At 63.0% G+C, this 20,134-nt stretch carries 24 protein-coding genes; 9 read left to right on the forward strand and 15 right to left on the reverse strand.

Annotated features, from left to right (window positions below; all coding sequences use genetic code 11):
• Positions 1 to 163: 163 nt before the first annotated feature.
• The 8 genes from ACQ4WZ_RS08715 to ACQ4WZ_RS08750 all read right to left on the reverse strand — a co-directional run bounded on the left by ACQ4WZ_RS08715 (position 164) and on the right by ACQ4WZ_RS08750 (position 7,447).
• On the reverse strand, positions 164 to 529 hold the full coding sequence (locus ACQ4WZ_RS08715) for a hypothetical protein (RefSeq protein ID WP_101481342.1): 366 nt from the start codon (positions 527 to 529) through the stop codon (positions 164 to 166).
• A gap of 25 nt (positions 530 to 554) precedes the next feature.
• A complete protein-coding gene (gene phnE, locus ACQ4WZ_RS08720) occupies positions 555 to 1,361 on the reverse strand; it encodes a phosphonate ABC transporter, permease protein PhnE (RefSeq protein WP_436573123.1) in 807 nt (268 codons plus the stop codon).
• A complete protein-coding gene (locus ACQ4WZ_RS08725; protein WP_436573872.1) occupies positions 1,358 to 2,170 on the reverse strand; it encodes a PhnE/PtxC family ABC transporter permease in 813 nt (270 codons plus the stop codon). Before ACQ4WZ_RS08725 ends, phnE begins: the two co-directional genes overlap by 4 nt.
• Before the next feature lie 17 nt (positions 2,171 to 2,187).
• Positions 2,188 to 3,000 carry a phosphonate ABC transporter ATP-binding protein gene (locus tag ACQ4WZ_RS08730; protein ID WP_133991377.1) on the reverse strand — a complete coding sequence of 271 codons (813 nt, stop codon included), beginning with the start codon at positions 2,998 to 3,000 and terminating at the stop codon, positions 2,188 to 2,190.
• Positions 3,001 to 3,115: 115 nt separating this feature from the next.
• Complete coding sequence (locus ACQ4WZ_RS08735) at positions 3,116 to 3,994, reverse strand: putative selenate ABC transporter substrate-binding protein (RefSeq protein ID WP_180338451.1); 879 nt, start codon at positions 3,992 to 3,994, stop codon at positions 3,116 to 3,118.
• Between the two features lie 26 nt (positions 3,995 to 4,020).
• Positions 4,021 to 5,076 (reverse strand): selenide, water dikinase SelD, encoded by a 1,056-nt coding sequence (selD, locus tag ACQ4WZ_RS08740; protein WP_133991379.1) that lies wholly within the window; start codon positions 5,074 to 5,076, stop codon positions 4,021 to 4,023.
• 45 nt (positions 5,077 to 5,121) lie between these two features.
• A complete protein-coding gene (gene mnmH / locus ACQ4WZ_RS08745; RefSeq protein WP_133991381.1) occupies positions 5,122 to 6,213 on the reverse strand; it encodes a tRNA 2-selenouridine(34) synthase MnmH in 1,092 nt (363 codons plus the stop codon).
• A gap of 91 nt (positions 6,214 to 6,304) precedes the next feature.
• Positions 6,305 to 7,447 (reverse strand): FAD-dependent oxidoreductase, encoded by a 1,143-nt coding sequence (locus tag ACQ4WZ_RS08750; RefSeq protein ID WP_208327719.1) that lies wholly within the window; start codon positions 7,445 to 7,447, stop codon positions 6,305 to 6,307.
• Positions 7,448 to 7,537: 90 nt separating this feature from the next.
• Here ACQ4WZ_RS08750 and ACQ4WZ_RS08755 point away from each other — a divergent pair, with 90 nt between their 5' ends.
• Positions 7,538 to 8,221, forward strand: a complete 684-nt coding sequence (locus ACQ4WZ_RS08755) for a TetR/AcrR family transcriptional regulator (RefSeq protein WP_436573124.1) — start codon at positions 7,538 to 7,540, stop codon at positions 8,219 to 8,221.
• Here the strand turns inward: ACQ4WZ_RS08755 and ACQ4WZ_RS08760 are convergent.
• Positions 8,218 to 8,907 (reverse strand): LrgB family protein, encoded by a 690-nt coding sequence (locus ACQ4WZ_RS08760; RefSeq protein ID WP_436573125.1) that lies wholly within the window; start codon positions 8,905 to 8,907, stop codon positions 8,218 to 8,220. The genes ACQ4WZ_RS08755 and ACQ4WZ_RS08760 overlap by 4 nt on opposite strands.
• A complete protein-coding gene (locus ACQ4WZ_RS08765; RefSeq protein WP_436573126.1) occupies positions 8,904 to 9,377 on the reverse strand; it encodes a CidA/LrgA family protein in 474 nt (157 codons plus the stop codon). Before ACQ4WZ_RS08765 ends, ACQ4WZ_RS08760 begins: the two co-directional genes overlap by 4 nt.
• A gap of 103 nt (positions 9,378 to 9,480) precedes the next feature.
• Here ACQ4WZ_RS08765 and ACQ4WZ_RS08770 point away from each other — a divergent pair, with 103 nt between their 5' ends.
• From ACQ4WZ_RS08770 to ACQ4WZ_RS08785, 4 genes are all read left to right on the forward strand, one after another.
• Positions 9,481 to 10,389: a LysR family transcriptional regulator gene (locus ACQ4WZ_RS08770; RefSeq protein ID WP_101481336.1), complete on the forward strand. Its 909-nt coding sequence runs from the start codon at positions 9,481 to 9,483 to the stop codon at positions 10,387 to 10,389.
• Positions 10,390 to 10,415: 26 nt separating this feature from the next.
• A complete protein-coding gene (locus ACQ4WZ_RS08775; protein WP_101481335.1) occupies positions 10,416 to 11,234 on the forward strand; it encodes a glutaminyl-peptide cyclotransferase in 819 nt (272 codons plus the stop codon).
• Positions 11,235 to 11,315: 81 nt separating this feature from the next.
• A complete protein-coding gene (locus ACQ4WZ_RS08780) occupies positions 11,316 to 12,182 on the forward strand; it encodes a hypothetical protein (protein ID WP_436573127.1) in 867 nt (288 codons plus the stop codon).
• Positions 12,179 to 12,826: a hypothetical protein gene (locus tag ACQ4WZ_RS08785; protein WP_436573128.1), complete on the forward strand. Its 648-nt coding sequence runs from the start codon at positions 12,179 to 12,181 to the stop codon at positions 12,824 to 12,826. Before ACQ4WZ_RS08780 ends, ACQ4WZ_RS08785 begins: the two co-directional genes overlap by 4 nt.
• Positions 12,827 to 12,904: 78 nt before the next feature.
• Here ACQ4WZ_RS08785 and ACQ4WZ_RS08790 read toward each other — a convergent pair whose 3' ends face one another.
• From ACQ4WZ_RS08790 to ACQ4WZ_RS08800, 3 genes are all read right to left on the reverse strand, one after another.
• Positions 12,905 to 13,153: a DUF3297 family protein gene (locus ACQ4WZ_RS08790; RefSeq protein ID WP_101481332.1), complete on the reverse strand. Its 249-nt coding sequence runs from the start codon at positions 13,151 to 13,153 to the stop codon at positions 12,905 to 12,907.
• A 181-nt stretch (positions 13,154 to 13,334) separates the two neighbouring features.
• Positions 13,335 to 13,661, reverse strand: a complete 327-nt coding sequence (locus tag ACQ4WZ_RS08795) for a hypothetical protein (RefSeq protein WP_133991389.1) — start codon at positions 13,659 to 13,661, stop codon at positions 13,335 to 13,337.
• Positions 13,662 to 13,869: 208 nt separating this feature from the next.
• Positions 13,870 to 14,271: a GFA family protein gene (locus tag ACQ4WZ_RS08800; protein WP_101481330.1), complete on the reverse strand. Its 402-nt coding sequence runs from the start codon at positions 14,269 to 14,271 to the stop codon at positions 13,870 to 13,872.
• A gap of 116 nt (positions 14,272 to 14,387) precedes the next feature.
• Here ACQ4WZ_RS08800 and ACQ4WZ_RS08805 point away from each other — a divergent pair, with 116 nt between their 5' ends.
• The 3 genes from ACQ4WZ_RS08805 (at position 14,388) to ACQ4WZ_RS08815 (ending at position 16,669) form a co-directional block, all read left to right on the forward strand.
• Complete coding sequence (locus ACQ4WZ_RS08805) at positions 14,388 to 14,768, forward strand: hypothetical protein (RefSeq protein ID WP_436573129.1); 381 nt, start codon at positions 14,388 to 14,390, stop codon at positions 14,766 to 14,768.
• Positions 14,769 to 14,775: 7 nt separating this feature from the next.
• The gene (locus ACQ4WZ_RS08810) at positions 14,776 to 15,105 is read left to right on the forward strand and encodes an immunity protein Imm33 domain-containing protein (RefSeq protein ID WP_436573130.1); all 330 of its coding nucleotides are present in this window, start codon (positions 14,776 to 14,778) and stop codon (positions 15,103 to 15,105) included.
• Positions 15,106 to 15,190: 85 nt separating this feature from the next.
• On the forward strand, positions 15,191 to 16,669 hold the full coding sequence (locus tag ACQ4WZ_RS08815; protein WP_436573131.1) for a serine hydrolase domain-containing protein: 1,479 nt from the start codon (positions 15,191 to 15,193) through the stop codon (positions 16,667 to 16,669).
• Here the strand turns inward: ACQ4WZ_RS08815 and ACQ4WZ_RS08820 are convergent.
• Complete coding sequence (locus ACQ4WZ_RS08820; protein WP_436573132.1) at positions 16,666 to 17,256, reverse strand: DJ-1/PfpI family protein; 591 nt, start codon at positions 17,254 to 17,256, stop codon at positions 16,666 to 16,668. The two genes, ACQ4WZ_RS08815 and ACQ4WZ_RS08820, sit on opposite strands and share 4 nt — an antisense overlap.
• 199 nt (positions 17,257 to 17,455) lie before the next feature.
• Here ACQ4WZ_RS08820 and ACQ4WZ_RS08825 point away from each other — a divergent pair, with 199 nt between their 5' ends.
• A complete protein-coding gene (locus ACQ4WZ_RS08825; protein WP_436573133.1) occupies positions 17,456 to 19,102 on the forward strand; it encodes a phosphoethanolamine transferase in 1,647 nt (548 codons plus the stop codon).
• A 67-nt stretch (positions 19,103 to 19,169) separates the two neighbouring features.
• Here the strand turns inward: ACQ4WZ_RS08825 and ACQ4WZ_RS08830 are convergent, their stop codons facing one another.
• Positions 19,170 to 19,943: a ferredoxin--NADP reductase gene (locus ACQ4WZ_RS08830; protein WP_101481324.1), complete on the reverse strand. Its 774-nt coding sequence runs from the start codon at positions 19,941 to 19,943 to the stop codon at positions 19,170 to 19,172.
• Positions 19,944 to 20,134: the final 191 nt, after the last annotated feature.

Below are 20,134 nucleotides of genomic sequence, written 5' to 3' on the forward strand. Positions count from 1 at the left end.
TTGTCAGCCTATGCAAGAGTGGCCTGCAGTGCAGGAAAATGCGTCCATCATGCTTGAATGGTGTGGCGCCTCTCCATGGGGTGACGCCAAACATTGAAGTATTTGACAATATTAACAGGATCGCTGCCATGCCGGCTGCGCATTTGTATTGATTTCGCGCAACTTAGGACTGGTCCCACACTTCGATGCTGAGCAACTGTCCTGGCAGGCAGGCGGCGATGCGTTCGGGATACACGGTGATGCTGCCGGGCCAGCCCGTGAGTTCATCTTGCGGAAAGTCGCCATCGTGCGCCTCGGCAATGCCCGCCTGCAGCAGGGGCGCGATGATGTCCACCGGGGCCGTATAGCGGTTGGGAAAGCCGTTGAACGCCAGCTGGGTCGCCTTGCCTTGTGCGCACAGTTGGGCGATCCAGTCCGCGCCGAACAGGCCCGCTTCCCAGCTGGCCAGAAAGGCTTCCTTGTTGACTTTCGTCATATCGGCCATCTGTTCGGGCGTTTGCGTCGAGATAATGGTCCACCAGCCTGACATGGGCACTCCTTGTGAAAAGTAATATTTAACGGGTCATGGCCCGGCGCAGCACATAGCTGAGCCCATCGACGGCGGCCACCATCAGCAGCATGGCGACGATGACCGTGGCGGCACTCTGCATCTGGAACAGCGACAGATGGTACTTCAGCATCTGCCCCAGGCCGCCCGCACCGACGACGCCGAGGATGGCGGCGGCGCGGATATTGTTTTCCCAGCGGTACAGCGTGTAGGACATCATTTGCGGGCTGCATTGTGGCAAGGTCGCGTACAGGAAGGCTACGGCAGGGCGCGCGCCATTGATGCGCAAGGTGGCGGCCGGCAAGGGCGGGCAATTTTCAAACGCATCGGCAAACAAGCGTCCCAGCACGCCCACCGTATGCAGGGCCAGCGCCAGGGTGCCCGCGAAAGGTCCCAGGCCGGCGGCGATCAGCAGGATCGAGGCCCACACCAGTTCGGGAATCGAGCGCAGCACGTTGAGCACCGCGCGCGTGGCATTGCGCGCCAGCTTGCCAAAACGGCCGCTGGCGGGCAGGGCCAGCAGCGCGCCCAGCACGGCGGCGATCACCGTCCCGATGGCCGACATGGCCAGGGTCTCGAAGGTGGCCACGCCGACTTTCATCAAAAAGTTGGGCGCCAGCTCGGGCGGGGCGAAGCCGTGCAGGAAGTCGGCGCTCGTGCGCACGGCGTCGGCGCTGAAGAACTCGCCCCATTTCAGGGGCAGTGTGGCGAAGCTGGCGATGACCAGCAGTAATAACCCTGCCAGCAAGGCCCAGGTCGACCAGCGCACGGGAGCGGACGCAGGCAAGGCGGGCAGCATCGGTTCCGTTTTCATGCCAACCTCCGGCGCAGCATGGCGGAAACGGCGTCAGCGCCCGCCACCAGTAACACGAAGACGATCAGCATGGTGGCCAGTTCATTGCCTGCCATCATCTTCATCGATTCATCCATGCGCTGGCCCAGGCCGCCCGCACCGACAAAGCCCATGACGACGGAGCCGCGGATCGCGCATTCCCAGCGGTAAATCGTGTACGACACCAGTTCGGCGGCCGACTCCGGCAAGGCGCCATACAGCAGGGCTTTCAAGCGGCCGCTGCCGTTGTTGAGCAAGGCGTTGCAGGCGGCGGCATCCGACGATTCGAGGATTTCCGCATACACCTTGCCCAGCATGCCGCAATAGGTGAGGGCGATGGCAATCACGCCCGCCGTCGGTCCCAGTCCCACGATGCGCACCAATAACAAGGCCCAGACCAGTTCCGGCACGCTGCGCAGCAGCACCAGCAGCGCCCGGACTGCGTGGCGCACGGTGCCGGCCAGGGGCGAAACGGTGCCGCTGCCGATGCGCGAAATCGACAGGCGCTCCGTCACCAATAAAGTCAGCGGTATGGCGCCCAGCATGGCCAGCGCCATGCCGGCCGTGGCCATGGCGATGGTTTCCCAGCTGGAAATGGCCACCAACTGCAGGAATTCCAGCGAGTGGGCGGGCGGCACGAAGCTGGCAAGGAATTGCCAGGTGGCGGCCAGGCTTTGCGCATCCCATAAAATCCACGGCTTGAATTCGGCCTGCACCAGCATCGGCCACAGCACCAGCAGCACGATGGCAGCACAGGTCAGGCGCCCGCGCCAGGCGGGATCGCGCGGCATGGCGGCGTTGGCATTCTTCAGCAAAGGGGCCTCGCCGCGTCCTGGTTCGCCTCCAGCACCTCGATCAGGGGCGCCGGATCGGCCTTGTTGCGGTACAGCTGCTCTATCATGGCGTCACTGACGTCGGCGCTGGCCGCGTCGAAGACGATCTTGCCATCGCGCAAGGCGACGATGCGCGTAAAACAGGCGCGTGCGATTTCCACCTGGTGCAGGCTGCAGATCAGGGTGGCGTTGCGCGCTGTCGCTTCCGCTTGCAGCACATGGATCGTCTGCAAAGCGAGTGTGGGGTCGAGCGCGGACAAGGGCTCGTCGACGAGGAAGACTTCCGCATCCGACACGAGCGCGCGTGCCATGCCGCAGCGCTGGCGTTCGCCGCCGGACAGGCGGTCGACTCTTGCATACAGCTTGTCTTGCAGCTCGAATTTGCCCAGTGCTTCCCACGCGGCGCGCGGGTCGACGGGCGCCAGCAGGGAACGGATGGCCGTCCACAAGCTCCATTGCGGCAATCGGCCTGCCAGCACGGCGTTGACGACCCTCTGGCGCGGCGGCAGCGGCGGCGTTTGCGGCGCCAGGAACAATCGCGCGCGCAAGGCGTGGCGTTCGCCGCTGGCGATCTGCCAGGGAGAAGTGCCGAGGATGTTCAGGCTGCCGGATTCAGGGCGCAGCGCGCAGGCCAGGGTATGCAGCAAACTGGTCTTGCCGGCGCCAGAAGGGCCGATCAGGGCGATCTGTTCGCCCTGGGCCACGTCCAGGTCCAGCTCGCGCAGTGCCAGCGCATTGCTGGCGGCGCCCGCGTGGTGGACGCTGACCTTGTGAAGTTGGAATGTCATGCGATGTTTCGTTGCAAATGAGGGCTGGGGTCAGTCGCTTCGCGATCGGAATACGTCCCATTGGGACGTATTCCCCCGGCGGGTCTGACCCCGGATTTCTGCTGCGTGTCGAGAATTATTTCAACAGCTTCGCATCGCGCGCGGCCGCTTCGATATCCTTGTAGTTCTCGGCCTTGGTCGGGATGAACTTCGTGGCGCGCTGCAGTTCGAGGATTTCCTTGCCTTCAGGCGTGGAAGGGTCCAGCGCCAGGAAGGCGTCCGTCAGCTTCTTGCGCACGACGGGATTCATGTCGGCGCGCACGCTCCAGTTGTAGTCGTAGTAGCCGGGCGTCGTGTAGAACACGCGCACCTTGCTCGGATCGACCTTTTTCGCTTCCACCAGCTTTTCCCACACGGAAATATTCAAGGTGCCAGCATCGACCTTGCCGCCGGCCACTGCCGCCACGGTGGCGTCATGCGCGCCGGAAAACGCGATACGCTTCATGTCCGTATCCGGGTTGATCTTGGCGGCCAGCAAGTAGTAGCGCGGCATCAAATGGCCCGAGGTCGACGATTCCGAGCCGAACGTGAAATTTTTGCCTTTCAGGTCGGACAATTGATTGATGTCCTTGCTGGTGGTCACGAATACGGAGCGGAATTTCGTGTCTTCCTCGCGCTGCACCAGGGGCACGATCTTGCCGCCGCTGCGCACGTTCGCTTGTACGAAGGTAAAGCCGCCGAACCAGACCATATCGAGCTTGTTATTGATCAAGCCTTCCACGGACGCCGCGTAATCGGTGACAGGCGTAAATTCCACCTTCATGCCCAGCTTTTTCTCCAGATAGCTGCCCAGCGGCTTGAACTTGCGCTGCAGTTCCGTCGGCGCTTCATCGGGGATGGCGGACACGCGCAACACTTGCTGCGCCTGCGCCAGGCCGCTGTGGATGGCCAGGGTGGCGGCAACGGTGGCCAGGATGGCGGGGAACTTGCTCAATGAGTTGGAGAACGTGGTCATGGGACTGCCTTTAAGAAAATTGTTCATTAATATACGGAAACCCCGGTACTGCCGTCCTGCATCTCGCCGATGACAACGGCGTCGCCAAAGCCTTCGGCGCGGAAAATCGCCAGCACTTGCTCGACGGCTTCCGGCGCACACGCCACCAGCAGGGGGCCTGCCGTCTGCGGGTCCGTCAAAATCGCCTTGTCGATGGCGCTCAGGCTGTCGGCCAGCGCCACTTGCGCGCCGTAGCCCTGCCAGTTGCGGCCGGAGGCGCCCGTGATATTGCCATTCTGCGCCAGTTGCTGCACTTGCGGCAGCAGCGGCACGGATGCCATGGCGATGCGCGCCTGCAATTTGGCGCCGCGCGCCAGTTCGAGGGTGTGGCCCAGCAAGCCAAAGCCCGTCACATCCGTCAGCGCATGCACGCCGTCCAGCAGGGCCAGTTTCTTGCCCGGGGTATTCAATTTGGTGGTGTTGGCTATCAGCGAGGCGTAGCCATCCGCGTCCAGCGCATTCTTTTTCAGCGCGGCCGACAAGATACCCACGCCGATCGGCTTGCCCAATACCAATTTATCACCGGCGCGCGCGCCCGCATTGCGCTTCACTTGCGAGGGGTGGACCAGGCCCAGCACGACCAGGCCGTAGATCGGCTCGACGGAATCGATGGTGTGGCCGCCCGCGATGGGAATGCCGGCCTGGGCGCAGATGGTTTCGCCGCCCTTCAAGATGAGGCCGATGGTTTCCACGGGCAGCTTGTTGATCGGCATGCCCACCAGGGCCAGGGCCATGATGGGCGTGCCGCCCATGGCGTACACATCGGAAATTGCATTGGTGGCGGCGATGCGGCCAAAGTCGAACGGGTCGTCGACGATGGGCATGAAGAAATCCGTGGTGGCGATCAGCGCCTGCTCGTCGTTGAGCTGGTAGACGGCCGCGTCATCCGAGGTTTCTATGCCGACCAGCAATTCCTTCGGCAGGGGAAAGCCGCCGCTGCCCTTTAAAATGTCGGCCAGCACGCCGGGCGCAATTTTGCAGCCGCAGCCGCCGCCATGGGCAAATTCGGTCAATCGGATGGGGGTTGGAACGCTATCGGACATGGTCGTCATCCTGCTCAAAAAGGTCATTGGAAGCTACGCCGGCGCTTACGCGGCGCTGGCGGTACGGGGTTCGCCGACGATAGCACATAATGCACGCGCGGCTTGCTCAAAGGCATGTTCTGAAATATCGGGCAAGACCAGCGGCGTCGCCTGGGCGTAGCGGCTGAAGTTGCGGGCGATCGATTGCCGGTAGACGGGGTCGTAATGCTGCACCAGCAACTCTTCCACCAGCTCGGCCATGCGGCCCGAAGTGGCCAGTTGCTGCCAGTGGGCAATTTTCTCCTTGCCATGCAGCTGCGTCAACAGGGCCAGCTGCACGTTCAGGCGGGCCGGGTCGCCGACGAAATGCGCATAGTCTTGCATCAGCAATTGCACGCGCTGGGCCGTATCGAGCCGCACGTCCGTGCAGGCGGAAGCACGCATCTTTTCCATCAGCGCATCGGGCACGCGCAACCGACCCACTTTTTTGCTTTCGGACTCGATGAATACAGGCAGCAACGGGTCAAAAGTACGCAGTTGCTGCCACAGCGCACTTTCAAACGCTTTTTGCGCTGGTTGCTCTTCCTCGGGCAAACCGCCCAGCACGGAGCCGCGGTGGGCCGCCAGGTCTTCCAGGTCGATGACTTGCGCGCCTTGTTTGTCGAGTACCTGCAGCAAGCGGCTCTTGCCGCTGCCCGTGGGACCGCACAGCACGTTGATGAAGTCGAAGCGCTCGGGCAGGGTGGCCAGCTCGGCGTTCACATGGCGCCGGTAATCCTTGTAGCCGCCCTCAAGCTGCGTGACGGGCCAGCCGATACGCGCCAGGATGTGCGCCATGGCGCCGCTGCGGTTGCCGCCGCGCCAGCAGTAGACGAGGGGCTTCCAGTCGTGCGGGTGGCCCAGAAAACTCTCTTCGATATGCCGTGCGATATTTTTCGCCACCAGCGCCGCGCCCAGCTTCTTCGCTTCGAAGGCGCTCGTCTGTTTATATAAAGTGCCCACCCGTACGCGCTGCTCGTCGTCCAGCACGGGCAGGTTGATGGCGCCCGGCAAGTGGTCTTCCGCGAATTCGGACGGGCTGCGCACGTCGATGATGGCATCGAACTCGTGCAAGCGGGACAGGATGTCGCTGAAAGGCAGGACTGCAGGGTATTTCATCGTGGCGCGGCTGCTTGGAATGGGGAAAGACGTATTATCCCCGATAAAGGCCGCTGGCGTGGGGCTTTGGCGCCGCGCCTCACCGCCGCCCTTACACTTCCCGCTCAGGGCCGGCATCTTGCATGCCGGAAAAGAACTGGACCAGGCTGTGCGGCGCCTCGTCGCCAAAGCACAGGTGCAGGATGCGCTTGGACTCCGCCGCAGCCACGCTGCTGCGCGCAAACAGCGCCGTTTCATACGCCAGCAGGGCCGCGTCCATGTCGCCCGGCTGCGCGGCAAGCGCCTGCGCCAGCTCGGCGCCATCGAGCATGGCCAGGTTGGCGCCTTCGCCGGCCGGCGCCATCAAATGGGCAGCGTCGCCCAGCAAGGTCACGCCCGCAACGCGCTGCCAGCGGTGGTCGACGGGCAGCAGGTGCACGGGACGGGGCACGGGCGGCGTGTCCGCGTCCGTGATCAGGGCCGTCAGCGCGGGTGCCCAGCCGGCAAATTGCGCGGCGATGCAAGCGCGGGCGGCGGCGGGATCGGCAAAATCGATGGCGGCCAGCCATTCCTCGGGCTTGCTCAAGGCCACATACGCATGCAGCACGCCATCGGCTTCCCGGTGCGCCTGGATGCCTTTTCCCGGCGCCAGCGCGAACAGGGCGCCCGCGCCCACGGCTTGCGCGCTGGCCTGGTGGCGACGGTCGCTGTCGAACAGATACGTTTCGATGAAGGCAATGCCGCTGTACCCGGGCTGCGCGCTTGAGAGCAGGGGCCGCACCCTGGACCAGGCGCCGTCCGCGCCCACCAGCAGGTCGCTGGTTGCCGTGGCGCCATTTGCAAAGCTCAGCATGTGTTGGCCGCCGTCCATGGTTGTGATGCTGGTCAATTTATGGCCCCAGCGCACGCAGCCGTCAGGCAAGGCATCGAGCAGGATGCGGCGCAGTTCGCCGCGCGCCACTTCCGGCCGGCCACCGGTGCCATCGTCCCCCTCGTCGAGCAAAACGGTGCCGTGCTGATCGAGCACGCGGCTGGCCTCGCCGCCTGCATGGATGAGGGTGCGGAAGGCGTCATGCAGGCCAGCCGCCCGCAGCGCTTGCTGGCCGCTTTCCTCGTGGATATCGAGCAGGCCACCCTGGCGGCGCGCCTGCGGCGACGCATCCGCCTCATATACTGTGGCGGCGATGCCGTGGACGTGCAGCACGCGGGCGAGCATCAGCCCGCCCAGGCCCGCGCCGATGATGGCGATATGCATGGTGATCCTTGAGGGTAGTGTCCAAAATGTTGGTGGAACAGCGTTCCACAGGAATTTTGCGGCAAGCCAGCATCTGTGTCAAGATAAGCGATGTCCAATACTGTAGCGCCCCCTCCACGACGCGCCGATGCCCTGACGCGCGACACCATCATCGATGCCGCCATTGCCTTGCTCGATACAGCCGGCGAGGGCGGTCTGACCTTCCGCGCCCTGGCCACGCGCCTGTCCACGGGGGCGGGCGCCATTTACTGGCACGTGGCCGACAAGGATGATTTGTTCACGGCGTCCAGCGACGCCATCGTCACCCGGGCCATGGATGCCGCCCCGCAAGGAGCTACGCCGCAGGCGGGCATACGCGCCGTGGCGCTGACCATGTTCGAGGCCATGGATGCGCATCCGTGGCTGGGCTCGGCCCTGTCGCGCGCGCCGGGCCAGCTGCCCAGCGTGCGCATTCTGGAACGCCTGGGCCAGCAAGTCGATGCCCTGGGCGTGCCGCAGCACAGGCAATGGCTGGCAGCATGCACCTTGTTGAACTATTTGCTGGGCGTGAGCGGACAAAATGCGGCCAATGCCGTCATCGCCAGGGACAAGGGCCTGGAGCGCGCGCATTTCCTCGACAGCCTGGCGGGCGCGTGGTCACGCCTCGATGCGCAGGCGTTTCCGTTTGCCCGCAAGGTGGCGGGGCAGTTGCGCACGCACGACGACCGGGAGGATTTTCTGGCGGGAATCGACCTGATCGTGCATGGCATGCAGGTGCTGCAAGCGGACCGCTAGCCCAAAAGATGCCCCAGCAGCGGTGCCAGCAGCACCGTCACGACGCCCGAAAAAATCATCGTCAGGCTGGCCACGGCGCCTTCTTCCGTGCCCACGCGGCGCGCCACGGACAGGCCAAAACCGTGCGCGGCCGCGCCATACGGCGCGCCACGGGCGATACGCATGCGCAAGGGCAGCAGTTTTAACAAGGGTTTGCCCAGCATCAAGCCGAACAAGCCCGTCATCACGACAAAAATCCCCGTCAGCTGGGCCGAGCCGCCCATGTGGCGCGACGCTTCCAGCGCGAATGGTGTCGAGACAGACCGCGCCAGCAGGCTGCGCGCCATGTCGCCATGCACGCCCATCAGCCGGTCCAGCAGCAGGGTGGCGGCGACGGATGCCACGATGCCGGCGCAGCTGCCCAGCGACAGGGCCAGCCAATGCTTGCGAATCAGCTTGCGCTCCTGGAAGATGGGCAGGGCGAAGGCGATGGTGGCCGGCCCCAGCAGCCACGGCAGCCAGCGCGTTTCGCCGAAGTACGTGGCGAACGGCGTCGAGGTCGCCTGCACGATGGCGATCAATATCGCCGAGGTGCAGATGGCGGGCGTCAGCAAAAAATGCGGGTGGCGGCGGTGCACGGCCTGATTGCCATAGAACAAGACCAGGGTCAGCAGCAAGAACAGCAGGGACAGAATCAGGGTACTCATGCTGCCGCCCTGGCTGTGCGCTGGCGCACGAGTTTTTGCAGGCGCAGCTTGCGCTCATAACGGCACACCCATTCCACCGTCAACGCCGTGGCCAGCATCACGCTGGCAAAGCCCAGGCCGATATTCACGAACAGCATCAGACCCTGCGATTTCAACAGTTGCGTAAATTGCACCACGGATACCACCAGCGGAATAAAGAACAGCAGCATATTGGCCAGCAGCCAGTTCGCGCCCAGTTCGATGGCGGCAGGCCGCACCCAACCCGACAGCAGCAGGGCCACCAGCACGAACAGGCCCACCACGCCGCCGGAAAACGGCAAATGCAGGGCGGATGCAGCCTCGTCGGCCAGCCACCAGGCGGCAATCAGTATGCCCACTTGCCACGCGGTCTGCGCGGGCTGGCGCCAGGCAGGGGCGGACGGCAGGGCGGGGGCGGGATGGATGGAATGCTGCAAGGCTGGTGCTTTCACGGCGGGCTTTCAAACGGCTGGGGGAAGTCTTCATTGTAGTGACCCAACATCAAAAGATAAAATGACTTAAACTCATGATTATCATTCGATATTGGAATGCATCATGGATATCCGCTCCTTGCGCTACTTCGTCGAGGTGGTCGAGCAAAACAGTTTTACGCGCGCGGCCGCCAAGCTGCACGTGACGCAGCCCACCGTCAGCAAGATGATTGCCCAGCTAGAGCAGTCGCTGGACCTGGCCTTGCTGGACCGCGCGGGCAAGCGTTTTACCTTGACGGACGCGGGCAAGGTGGTGCTGTCGCGCGCGCATGAGCTGCTGGCCCTGCATGCGGAACTGAAGGTGGAATTGCGCGACCTGCAAGAACTGGAACGGGGGGAATTGCGCGTGGGCGTATCGCCGCAGACGCATTCCACCTTGGCGCCGTGGCTGGCCGAATACCATCAGCGCTATCCGGGCATCGAGCTGAAAATGTATGAAAGCGGCACGCAAGCCATTGAACGCGACTTGCGCACCGGCACGGTGGAACTGGGCACCATGCTTGACTATCCAGGCAATGCGGCCACCTGGCAGGATTTCGAGTCGCTGCCCATCGTGCGCTCGCCCCTGTGCCTGCTTGCGGCGCCCGGCTCGCCGTGGCAGGGGCGCGCCTCGGTGGCCCTGGCCGAGCTGGCCGACAGCCCCTTCATCTTCTATGGCGCAGCGTTTGCCCTGAACGACATTGTGCAGGATGCCTGCCAGCGGGCCGGTTTTGCGCCGCGCATCACGGGCCGCAGCGGCCAGTGGGACTTCATTGCCTCGCTGGTGCGGTTGGGCGTGGGCATCTGCCTGTTGCCGAAGATGTATTGCGACACGCTCGAGCCGGCGCAGTTTGCCGTCATTCCCCTGGACGGTCCGCCCGTGGAATGGAATCTGATGCTGGCCTGGCGCCGCGGTGGACGCCTGTCTTTCGCGGGGCGCGCCTGGCTGGACCTCGTCAGGGCGCGCATGGCGGACGCGGCACGTTTACAATAGGCGTACACCAACTTCCGCCCCACCAGATGAACATCAACGTCAACGCCAGACTCAAACGCACCGCCGGCTCGCTGCTGCTGGGATTGTTATGCACCGTGGGCCTGATGAGCGAAATGGGCTACGCCCAGGCCGCGCTTCCCGTGTATGGTTATTTCGTCAAGAACACCTATCCGCACGACCCCCAGGCGTTTACCCAGGGCTTGCTGTTCAAGGATGGCCATTTGTATGAAAGCACGGGCCAGAACGGCCAGTCCTCGCTGCGCAAGGTGGAATTGACGACGGGCAAGGTCTTGCAGAAAAGCATGCTCGACAAAAAAGTGTTCGGCGAAGGCATCACGGATGTGGGCGATGAAATCCTGGGCCTGACGTGGATTTCGCAGACTGGCTATGTGTTCGACCAGAAGACGTTCAAACTGAAACGCAGCTTCAGCTACCAGGGCGAAGGGTGGGGCCTGGCCAGCGATGACAAATTTGTCTACATGAGCGACGGCACCTCCGCCATCCGCGTGCTCAATCCGAAAACCCTGGCCGAGGTGCGCCGCTTCGAAGTGAAGGCCGAAGGCCGCCCCATCGACCGCCTGAATGAACTGGAAATGGTCGACGGCGAGCTGTTTGCCAATGTGTGGGGCGCGGACGTGATCGCCCGCATCGACCCTGCCAGCGGCAAGGTCGTGGGCTGGATCGACCTCACTGGCTTGCTGCCGCCCGAGAAGCGGGGCACGGCCAATCCCGACGCCGTGCTCAACGGTATCGCCTGGGACGCGCGCGGCAAGCGCCTGTTTGTCACGGGCAAACTGTGGCCCAAACTGTTCGAGATCGAGCTGATCGAAATCCAGCGCCACTGATGTTTCCTACCGGACAGTGTTGCTGGCGAGGAATCGTCTATGATATGCATCCTTCGCCCAGTGCGACCCACACAGGATGCCATGCTGTTCCTACCTCTGTCGCTATCTTTACGCCGCCTGGCGGCCGCCGCCGCTCTGGCGGCCGCCTTCGTGCCTGCCGCGCTGGCGCAAGCGCCGTACGTGCCGGTGTCCAAACAATACGGCGACTTCGTCGTCACGAATGACCGCTTCGACTCGCTCGTCACTTTGTCTTTCCGCCAGCACGGCTACTGGCCCGGCGGCGCGCGCGAAGTGGTGGAAGTGCGCCCCCTCAAGGCCACGCGCGAGGGCCAACCCATGCTGCTGGCCTTTACCAAGGGCTATACGGGGCAGGGCACCATCCTCATCGGCGTGCAAAATGGCGAACCGCTGATGCGCCCCCTCAGTCCCATGCAGCGCGACAGCATGGTGCGCACGGAGCGCGATCCGGAATGGGGCGTGCCGCAGCCGGGCCGTCCCGAAGTACTGCTGTTTGCCCGCGACGGCCGCGCGCTCGATACGGACACGGGCGAGCTGCTGTGGTTTGACATGCCGGACACCGTCACTGGCGATTACGCGCCCGCCATGCTGGTCTCCGTTTCGCCCGACGGGCGGCGCGGCGCCTATCTCGCCAGGAAACTGACCAAATTGCAAATCATCGTTGCCACGCGCGACGACGGCGTCGCCGGGATCCTGGCCTTGCCGCCCGACACCTATCAACGGTGGTTGAAGCCCTTGTCGGAGGCGGCTTCCGAACAGGCGGGCGCCGCCATCAAGGCGCGCCAGGGCCGCACCGATTCGAACCGCATCCGGCGCGAACTGGAACTGGCCTGGTTCGGCCAGCAATTTCAATGGAAACAAGGCAAGAATGGCTGGCAAGTGACGGGGCTGGGCCTCAGTTCAACGCCGCCAGAAGGAAAACAGCCATGACAATACCTAAACTCCTCACCGGCTGCCTCGCCGCCTCCTTGCTGGCCGGCTGCGTGCACGGCGAAATGTTCCCCAAGGATTATCTGGCACAAGATATCGACAAGCAACAAGCGCTGCTGGAACTGGACGTGGTCTTCGGGCAAGCGCCCGATGACAAGCTGACGTCGCGCGTGACGGCCCGCAACACGGTGGAGTACGGGGGCGCGCCGCATATCGTCGTGCCGTTCTACCAGAAGGGACTCGGTTTTGACCAGGGTTTCGCTGGCACCTATATGTTTGCCATCGTGTATCCGGTTGCCAAAGTCGAGATGGCCACGGCCAGCAGCCGCGTCTTCGGCCAGAAACTCGAAGGCCAGCAGCAGGGCAGTCCGCGCTACCGCTTCCGCGTGCCGGGCAAGGCGCAGTGGAACAGCAATGAAACCTTCATGCTGGGTTTTGAGCGCAAGGGCCGCCGCGAAGAAATCACTTTCCGCTTCAGCAATGAGCAAAGCTGCCCGTCCGCCTTTCTGGCCACCACACCAAAATATGGTTTCCACATCAAGGTTGTCGCCACGTTCAAGGATAATAAAGGCTGCCTGAAAGTGTGCGACAGCCGCGACCAGTGGCCGGGCTTTTGCGCATACCAGCCGCCACCGGCGGCTTGATCGCTACACGGCTGAGCAATACCTGCAGACGAAAAAAAGGCCGATGGAAATCGGCCTCGATGACATTACATGTGTTGCTTAGCGGTAAAACGCTTCGACTTTGCCCTTCAGCTTGATCTGCAGCGGACGGCCGCGGCGGTCCAGGGACTTGGTGGAAGCGACCTTGATCCAGCGTTCGCTGATGCAATATTCTTCCACGTCAAGACGTTCCTTGTCGTTGAAGCGGATGCCGACGTCATTCTCGAACACGGCTGCAACGTGGAAAGGGCTGCTAGGGTCGATCGACAGGCGATCGGGCAATGGGGGTAAGGTAGTGGTATCGTTCATGGGCGTAATTATCACCCAGAATGCGGATCCAGACAACGGCCTTTCGCACCTCACCTGTCTGACCGCCCATGAAGTGGCGGGCCTGGCCTTACGCTACCCATGGGCCGGCACGGCACTGCCGCACCGGCCCATGCTGCAGCGAAGTCTTGGCAGATTTGCCGGCAATCACACGATTCGGCTATCAGGATTTGTCATCATTCTTGTGGCCTTGACGTCCCGTTTCCGTTTGCTGATCATGCGTGCCGCCGCGCGAACCGGCGCCCGAACCCGATTGTTCACTGGCGCTCCTGCCCAGACCCATTTGTTGCGAAGCAGATTGCTTGTTGCCGTCATTTTTGTGGCTTTGGCGGCTCGCGTCAATGTTCTGCTCGTGCTTGCCGCCCTGGGTGCCACCGGATGGCTGGCGGGTGCCGGATGGCTTGTCCGCCTGCTGCTTGTCCGACTGTTGGTTGCCCGATTGCGGTTTGCTCGACTGCTTGCCGCTTTTGTCGTTGCTGTTTGACGTCATGATCGTTCCCCCTGTGGTTAGTCTGCGTCATCATCCGCACCAAGGATGGCGTAAGGATGGATTAAGGATGCTCCTGCCTGGCCTCCGGCGCCGTGCAGCACCGTTAAGGCCATTTTCGCTGCCGGACGCTGGCTTCACCATAGGGACACTACCTGTCGCCACGTAGGAAAACTCCGTGGTGCGTGACAACCATTTCTACATTGCATTTTTACAGATGCCGCGTTTCCTGCGGCGGCGCGTCCCAGTCGTCATGCCAGCCATCGACAAAGGTGACGGGCACCTGGGCCAGTTCGGCCACCGAGGCATCGTCGAGGCAGTTCACGCCGATGCCGACAAACGGGCCGCTGCGGGCAGAATCGCCGCGGCCAAACGGGCGCACGCCGCAGTGGCGGCAAAAGTAGTGGCGTTCCCGACCGGCGCCAAAGCGGTATTCGCTCAACTCCGCTTCTCCTGCCAGCAGGTGGAATGCTGTGGGCGGCACTTGGCTAGCCCAGCAGCGGATTTTCAGGCAATAGGAACAGTTGCAGCGCAGGCTGGGAGCGGCCAGGTCGATCTCGGCCGCGAAGCGCACGCTGCCGCAGTGGCAACTGCCATGGTAGGTTTTTTTCATCGTGGCCCACTTTACAGGGATGCCGTACTGTCATGCAACTGTTGGCATGGCGACTGTGCCGCATCCGTCAGGGCGCGCACTATAATGGCGCCTGTTCAAGAGAGAGGAATCGCAGCATGGAAATGAGTATTACCGACAGCCTGCGGCAGCAGGCCTATGCACAGGCGGCCGCCTTCGTGCAGACGCTCGACCTGCGCGATCCTGTTGCGCTGCAACGCGACTGGTCCCTGTCGGCGGGCGTGGCCGAGGAGATCCTCGAGATGCTCGACAGCTATTTTTCGGCAAACCAGGCGCTCTCCCTGGCGCCGCTGGCCGAGGCCTTTGTGCCGGGCAAGGATGGCCGTTCCGCCATCGATGTGTATGCCACCGACGCCGGGCCGCTGGGCCTGGAATGCATGTTGCTGGCCGATGGCAAGCCGGGTGAAGCGACCTTGCACCTGGAAATGTCCGGCGCCGATGGCGCGCTACGGCTGCATTATCAATATATCGGATCCTGAGAGCACCATGACTGAACTGATCAGCGAAACACAGCGGCGCATTTGCGACAAATTCGGCTTGCCGGCGCAGGCGCCCGAACCCATGGTGGCCCTGGCCATCGGCAGCCTGGCGCAGTCGCCCATCTACGGCACGCGCATCGTGCTGCCGGAAAACGGCACCATCAGCTGGTTCATCCACTGCGGCGAGCATGACACTGCCAGCGGCTTTTACCAGCCCCTGCATGTGGAACACCTGCACGAGATGCTGCCGCAGGTGCTCGATTACCTGGCCTTGCCCAGCGGCGCCAAATTCATTCTCGATCGGGAAGGCTATGAGGACGCGTGGCTGGAAGAGTAACTTTCTAAGCAGTAATATTCTCGTTGACGTTGATAAATAGGTATGGGATGCTGCTGTTCCGTTTTCTCTTGCCGAAAGCCGCATCTTGAAGCCACGCCTCCCATCTGTTCTGCTCGTTATGGCGCTTGCCGCCATTGCCGCTCCCGTCACCGTGGCCGCCACGGCCGCCCCCGCCAGCGGGCCGAAGGCGTCCCCCGCGGAACAGGAAATTGCCGCCTTCTTGCGCAGTGAAATGCAGGAGCGCCAGATTCCAGGTCTGCAACTGGCGGTCATCCGAGGTGGCAAGGTCGTGCTGAAGCACAATTTCGGCCTGGCCAGCTTGCAATATCAGGTACCGGTGACGGACGCCAGCCTGTTTTCCATCAATTCGGCAACGAAAGCATTTGCGGGCGTGGCCGTGATGCAGCTAGTACAGCAGGGCAAGATCGACCTGGCGGCGCCCATCGGCCAGTACCTGACGGGGCTGCCGCCAGCCTGGCAAGCCGTGACGGTGACGCAATTGCTCAACCATACTTCGGGCTTGCCCGATGTGCTGGACCAGCGCAGCGGCAAGCTGGTGGGGCCGCAGCCGGACGACGCCGACGCGGCGTGGACAGCCGTGCGGGCGCTGCCGGTGGAAGCCCGCCCAGGCCAGCGCTTCCGCTATAACCAGACCAATTATGTGTTGCTGGCGCAACTGATCGAGCAGCAAAGCGGCCAGCCCTTTGTCTCCTTCATCCAGCACAGGCAGTTCGACGTGGCGGGCATGCCGCACAGCGGTTTTGGCGATGCGAAGGACGTGGTCGCCAACAAGGCCAGTTCCTATGTGCTGAACCGGGGCGGCAACGGTTACCGCAACGTGATCGAGGACTTCCCCGTGTTCATGCGCGCGGGGGCCGGCATCAACAGCAATGTGGGTGAACTGACGAACTGGCTTATCGCGCTACAGTCAGGACGCTTGCTGGCGCCCGCCAGCGTGGAACGGCTGTGGCAGCCGACCAGCTTGAATGACGGCAAGCCGGCACCGTGGGCGCTGGGCTGGCCCACGATCGGCCGCGATGGCCACCGCGCCGTGGCCGGCATCGGCGGCGCCCGCTCCGCCTTTTATGTGTACCCGGATGATGACCTGGCCATCATTATCCTGAGCAACCTGGCTGGAGGCCAGCCGGAACAGCTGATCGATACCATCGCCGGCTTCTATATTCCCGCCCTGCGCCAGCAGCGTGGCGGCGCGTATGCCGCGCACCTGCTGCGCAATAGCGCGGCCAGCGGTGGTTTCGACGGGCTGGACAAGAAACTGGCGGCCATCCGGCGCCAGCACGGGCTGTCTGCGCCCACCGAAGACGACTTGAACGCCTGGGGTTACCGCCTGCTGGGCCGGCAGCAGCTGAAACAGGCGGTTGCCGTCTTCCAGCTTGGCGTGCAACTCTACCCGCAAGGGGCGAACGGCCACGACAGCCTGGCCGAAGCGTACGAGGCGGACGGCGCCAAGGCGCTGGCCGTCACGCATTACCGCCGCTCGCTGGAACTGGACCCCGGCAACAAGCACGCCGTGGCGCGCTTGCGCGTGCTGGCTGCCGACTAGCGGGCTGCCTGGGCAGCCGCAGCCTTGCCGTGCTCGGCACCATGCAAGGCCAGGTAGGCGGCCAGGTTCTCGTCGGCTATGCCCAGGGCGCGCAAGACTTCTTGCGTGAAGGTGACGGGCGTCGTGCCGGGCGCCGTGATGATGCGCTGGTCGGCCACGGCCCAGGGCACATCCTGGTATTGGCCGGCGCCCGCATAGCCCGTGTCCATCAGGTTGTCGGCGGAATTGGAAGTGTGGCGCACGGTGTCGAGCACGCCGGCCTGCGCCAGCACGCGCGTGCCGTCGCAAATGCCGGCCAGCACCACCCCCTTGTCGCGTGCGGCGCGCAGCAGCGGACCCAGGTCGGGCGCCTTGCCGCTTTGCCAGTGGCTGCCGCCGCACACCATCAGCAAGTCGAGTTCGTCGAGCGAAATGGCTTCCAGCGCCAGTTGCGGCGTGACCAGCATGCCGCCGGACGAGGTGACAGGCAGGCCGCCCGGCGTGGCAAACTGCGTGTAAAAGCCGTAATACAGGCGCGCCGTGGAATTGATCAGGGCGGTTTCCCAATCGGCAAAGTTCTCGGTCAGTATGGTGATGGCACGGGTCATGAAAAGTCCTGTCGCAGGTGGAGATATCAATAGTACAGGCTGCTTAGCCTGCTGGTGCCAAAAGCATAATGGACAGCACTGACAATTTCTGTCAGGAGCATGCAAGAAATGCTGCTACGCGTGGCAAGGGACTACGCTACAATCGCTGGCCCGTCCGCTCGGGCCTGTCCCCGTCGAACGTTTACTATCTACTGCCTCCATGCTGATTCTGTTTTTCCGTGTCCTGTTAAGTCTTGCTGGCCTGCTGCTGTTCTTCCTCTTCGATCAGTTAAGTGCGAACGAATGCCTGAAATTGTGCGTCTTGCTGGCGGCCTTCCTGCTGGGCATAGGCGGCGTGCTGCATGCCTGGCGCAGCAGCACCAGCGCCGGCTTGGTCACCGTGCTGGTGCGCATCGTGGTGCCCGTGTTTTACCTCGACGCCGCCATCAAAGGTTTTTTGCGTGGCTATTTTGGCATGCGGCCGAATCCGAATGCAGTTTTACAGGCCATGTTTGCGACAGATCAAGCCGAAACGGGTGAATTTTTCCTGCACAACAGCATCGCGCTGGCGCAATCGGCGGGCTGGTTTGTACTCGTGACGGCGGCGGTGCTGCTGGCTGACCGCCAGCTGCTGCGCTGGCAAGCGGCGCGCGCCAGTCGCGTGCCGGGCCTGCTGCAAAAAAGCTTTGCTGCCAGCATGGCCGTCTTTCTCGTGCTGCTGCACGTCAATACCACCATGCGGCGCGAAAATCCGGCGCTGTTCTGGCCACTGCGCTACCAGCAGTACAGCGCGCAGCTGGACGCGATGAAGTCCATGCAGCATGCGCTGACGGCGGCCATGGCCGCGCCGCGCGACTGGCATGTGCGCTATGTGGGCGAGGATGCGCGCACCGTCATCCTGGTGATCGGCGAGAGCACCAACCGCGCCTCGATGTCGCTGTATGGCTACCCGCGCGCCACCACGCCCAGGCTCGACGCCATGCGTGCGAAGCTGCTGGTGTTCAACGATGTCATTTCGCCCGCGTCCAGCACGGTGGAATCGATGATGACGATGCTCACGCCGGCCGATATCGGCAACCCCGATGCGTGGATGGCCAAGCCGAATTTGCTGATGCTGGCCGAGGCGGCCGGCTACAAGACTTTCTGGGTATCGAACCAGACGCGCAACGACGGCTGGATCGGTCTGCTGGCGGGCGAGGCCGATGAAAGCGACTTCATCAACTACGGTACTGGCCGCGGCGAAAACAATTTCGATGGCAACCTGTTCCAGCCCTTCGCTCATGCGCTGCGCGACGACGCGCCGAAAAAGCTGATCGTCGTGCACTTGCTGGGTGCCCATCCCAGCTATGACATGCGCTATCCCAGCCGCTTTGCGCATTTCGACAAGGCGCAGGACGCCGTCAGCGTGCAGATGGCCAGCCAGGGCAGGTCTGGCTGGATACGCAACCAGCGCGATGAGTACGATAACGCAATCCGCTATGGCGATTACGTGCTGGGCACCCTGATCGGCATGGCGGAAAAGGCCAAGACCGACCGCGCCGCCTCGCTGCTGTTCGTTTCTGACCATGGGCAGGAAGTGGGTTACAGCCGCAATCACGCGGGCCATTCCGCCTCGGACAAGAGTGGTTATGAAATTCCCATGTTGATCTGGAGCAACCGGCAAGCGCCGCAATCGACGGCCGCGCGCGCGGCGCTGGAAAGCCGGCCATATCAGACCGACAAGCTCGATGCGACCGTGCTGGGCCTGCTGAAGATCGAGACGCGCTATTACGCGGCGCATGACGATATCCTCAGCGGCGGCTTTCAGCCCGTGCAGCGCTTCATGAATGGCTTGCAATACCAGCGCGGGGCAGCGCTGGCCCGTTGATCCAGCAATAAAAAAGCCGGGTCCCGCCGCGCAAAGCGGCGGGACCCGGCACCTGTAGCGTTGCGGATTACTTCTCGGCGAACGCGCGCTCGACAACGAAGTCGCCAGGCGTCGAGGTATTGCCTTCCTTGAAGCCACGCGCTTCCAGCATCTCTTTCAGGTCGCGCAGCATGTCCGAGCTACCGCAGATCATGACGCGGTCTTCGGCCGGGTTCAGCTCTGGCAAGCCCAGGTCTTCGGCCAGCTTGCCGTTCTCGATCAGTGCCGTGATGCGGCCCATGTTGCGGAAGTCTTCGCGCGTGACGGTCGGGTAGTAGCGCAGCTTGTCGCTGACCATTTCGCCCAGGAATTCATGTTTCGGCAGGTGCTCTTCCAGCAGCTCGCGGTAGGCCAGTTCATCGACCTGGCGCACGCCGTGCACGAGGATCAACTGGTCGAAGCGCTCGTAGATGTCCGGATCGCGCACGATGCTGAGGAAAGGGGCCAGGCCCGTGCCCGTCGACAGCATGTACAGGCGCTTGCCTGGCAGCAGGTAGTCGGACACCAGGGTGCCCGTCGGCTTGCGGCCGACGATGACGGTGTCGCCCACTTGCAAGTGCTGCAAACGCGACGTCAACGGGCCGCCCGGCACCTTGATGCTGAAAAACTCCAGGTGGTCTTCATAATTGGCGCTGGCGATACTGTAGGCGCGCAGCAGTGGCTTGCCATCGACGCGCAGGCCGATCATGGTGAAATGGCCATTCGAGAAACGCAGCGACGGGTCGCGCGTGGTGGTAAAGGAGAACAGGGTATCCGTCCAGTGGTGCACGCTTAATACGCGCTCTTCATTCATCGAACTCATAGTGTTTGTTGGCTGGTCAAAAAAATGGTTAGTTGCTGGCAACTGCTGGCAAAAGTGAAACCCTGTGTAGGCCCAGACGCTATTGTACTGGCGTCCACACGAAATTGTTACCGTCTATCGCCGCCAATGCTGCCGCACGCGGTGCCGACATTATAGTGCGGATGGCAAGTTCGGGCTGGAAATCCCCCTGA

It is taken from the genome of Janthinobacterium darwini (assembly GCF_051380905.1).
Classification (GTDB): Bacteria; Pseudomonadota; Gammaproteobacteria; order Burkholderiales; family Burkholderiaceae_D; genus Janthinobacterium.

What these genes read in the sequence shown, in the direction of transcription:
- ACQ4WZ_RS08715 (WP_101481342.1), bottom strand. Translation starts at nt 529, where the DNA reads ATGTCAGGCTGGTGGACCATTATCTCGACGCAAACGCCCGAACAGATG.
- phnE (WP_436573123.1), bottom strand. Translation starts at nt 1,361, where the DNA reads ATGAAAACGGAACCGATGCTGCCCGCCTTGCCTGCGTCCGCTCCCGTG.
- ACQ4WZ_RS08725 (WP_436573872.1), bottom strand. Translation starts at nt 2,170, where the DNA reads ATGCCGCGCGATCCCGCCTGGCGCGGGCGCCTGACCTGTGCTGCCATC.
- ACQ4WZ_RS08730 (WP_133991377.1), bottom strand. Translation starts at nt 3,000, where the DNA reads ATGACATTCCAACTTCACAAGGTCAGCGTCCACCACGCGGGCGCCGCC.
- ACQ4WZ_RS08735 (WP_180338451.1), bottom strand. Translation starts at nt 3,994, where the DNA reads ATGACCACGTTCTCCAACTCATTGAGCAAGTTCCCCGCCATCCTGGCC.
- selD (WP_133991379.1), bottom strand. Translation starts at nt 5,076, where the DNA reads ATGTCCGATAGCGTTCCAACCCCCATCCGATTGACCGAATTTGCCCAT.
- mnmH (WP_133991381.1), bottom strand. Translation starts at nt 6,213, where the DNA reads ATGAAATACCCTGCAGTCCTGCCTTTCAGCGACATCCTGTCCCGCTTG.
- ACQ4WZ_RS08750 (WP_208327719.1), bottom strand. Translation starts at nt 7,447, where the DNA reads ATGCATATCGCCATCATCGGCGCGGGCCTGGGCGGGCTGATGCTCGCC.
- ACQ4WZ_RS08755 (WP_436573124.1), top strand. Translation starts at nt 7,538, where the DNA reads ATGTCCAATACTGTAGCGCCCCCTCCACGACGCGCCGATGCCCTGACG.
- ACQ4WZ_RS08760 (WP_436573125.1), bottom strand. Translation starts at nt 8,907, where the DNA reads ATGAGTACCCTGATTCTGTCCCTGCTGTTCTTGCTGCTGACCCTGGTC.
- ACQ4WZ_RS08770 (WP_101481336.1), top strand. Translation starts at nt 9,481, where the DNA reads ATGGATATCCGCTCCTTGCGCTACTTCGTCGAGGTGGTCGAGCAAAAC.
- ACQ4WZ_RS08775 (WP_101481335.1), top strand. Translation starts at nt 10,416, where the DNA reads ATGAACATCAACGTCAACGCCAGACTCAAACGCACCGCCGGCTCGCTG.
- ACQ4WZ_RS08780 (WP_436573127.1), top strand. Translation starts at nt 11,316, where the DNA reads ATGCTGTTCCTACCTCTGTCGCTATCTTTACGCCGCCTGGCGGCCGCC.
- ACQ4WZ_RS08785 (WP_436573128.1), top strand. Translation starts at nt 12,179, where the DNA reads ATGACAATACCTAAACTCCTCACCGGCTGCCTCGCCGCCTCCTTGCTG.
- ACQ4WZ_RS08790 (WP_101481332.1), bottom strand. Translation starts at nt 13,153, where the DNA reads ATGAACGATACCACTACCTTACCCCCATTGCCCGATCGCCTGTCGATC.
- ACQ4WZ_RS08795 (WP_133991389.1), bottom strand. Translation starts at nt 13,661, where the DNA reads ATGACGTCAAACAGCAACGACAAAAGCGGCAAGCAGTCGAGCAAACCG.
- ACQ4WZ_RS08800 (WP_101481330.1), bottom strand. Translation starts at nt 14,271, where the DNA reads ATGAAAAAAACCTACCATGGCAGTTGCCACTGCGGCAGCGTGCGCTTC.
- ACQ4WZ_RS08805 (WP_436573129.1), top strand. Translation starts at nt 14,388, where the DNA reads ATGGAAATGAGTATTACCGACAGCCTGCGGCAGCAGGCCTATGCACAG.
- ACQ4WZ_RS08810 (WP_436573130.1), top strand. Translation starts at nt 14,776, where the DNA reads ATGACTGAACTGATCAGCGAAACACAGCGGCGCATTTGCGACAAATTC.
- ACQ4WZ_RS08820 (WP_436573132.1), bottom strand. Translation starts at nt 17,256, where the DNA reads ATGACCCGTGCCATCACCATACTGACCGAGAACTTTGCCGATTGGGAA.
- ACQ4WZ_RS08825 (WP_436573133.1), top strand. Translation starts at nt 17,456, where the DNA reads ATGCTGATTCTGTTTTTCCGTGTCCTGTTAAGTCTTGCTGGCCTGCTG.
- ACQ4WZ_RS08830 (WP_101481324.1), bottom strand. Translation starts at nt 19,943, where the DNA reads ATGAGTTCGATGAATGAAGAGCGCGTATTAAGCGTGCACCACTGGACG.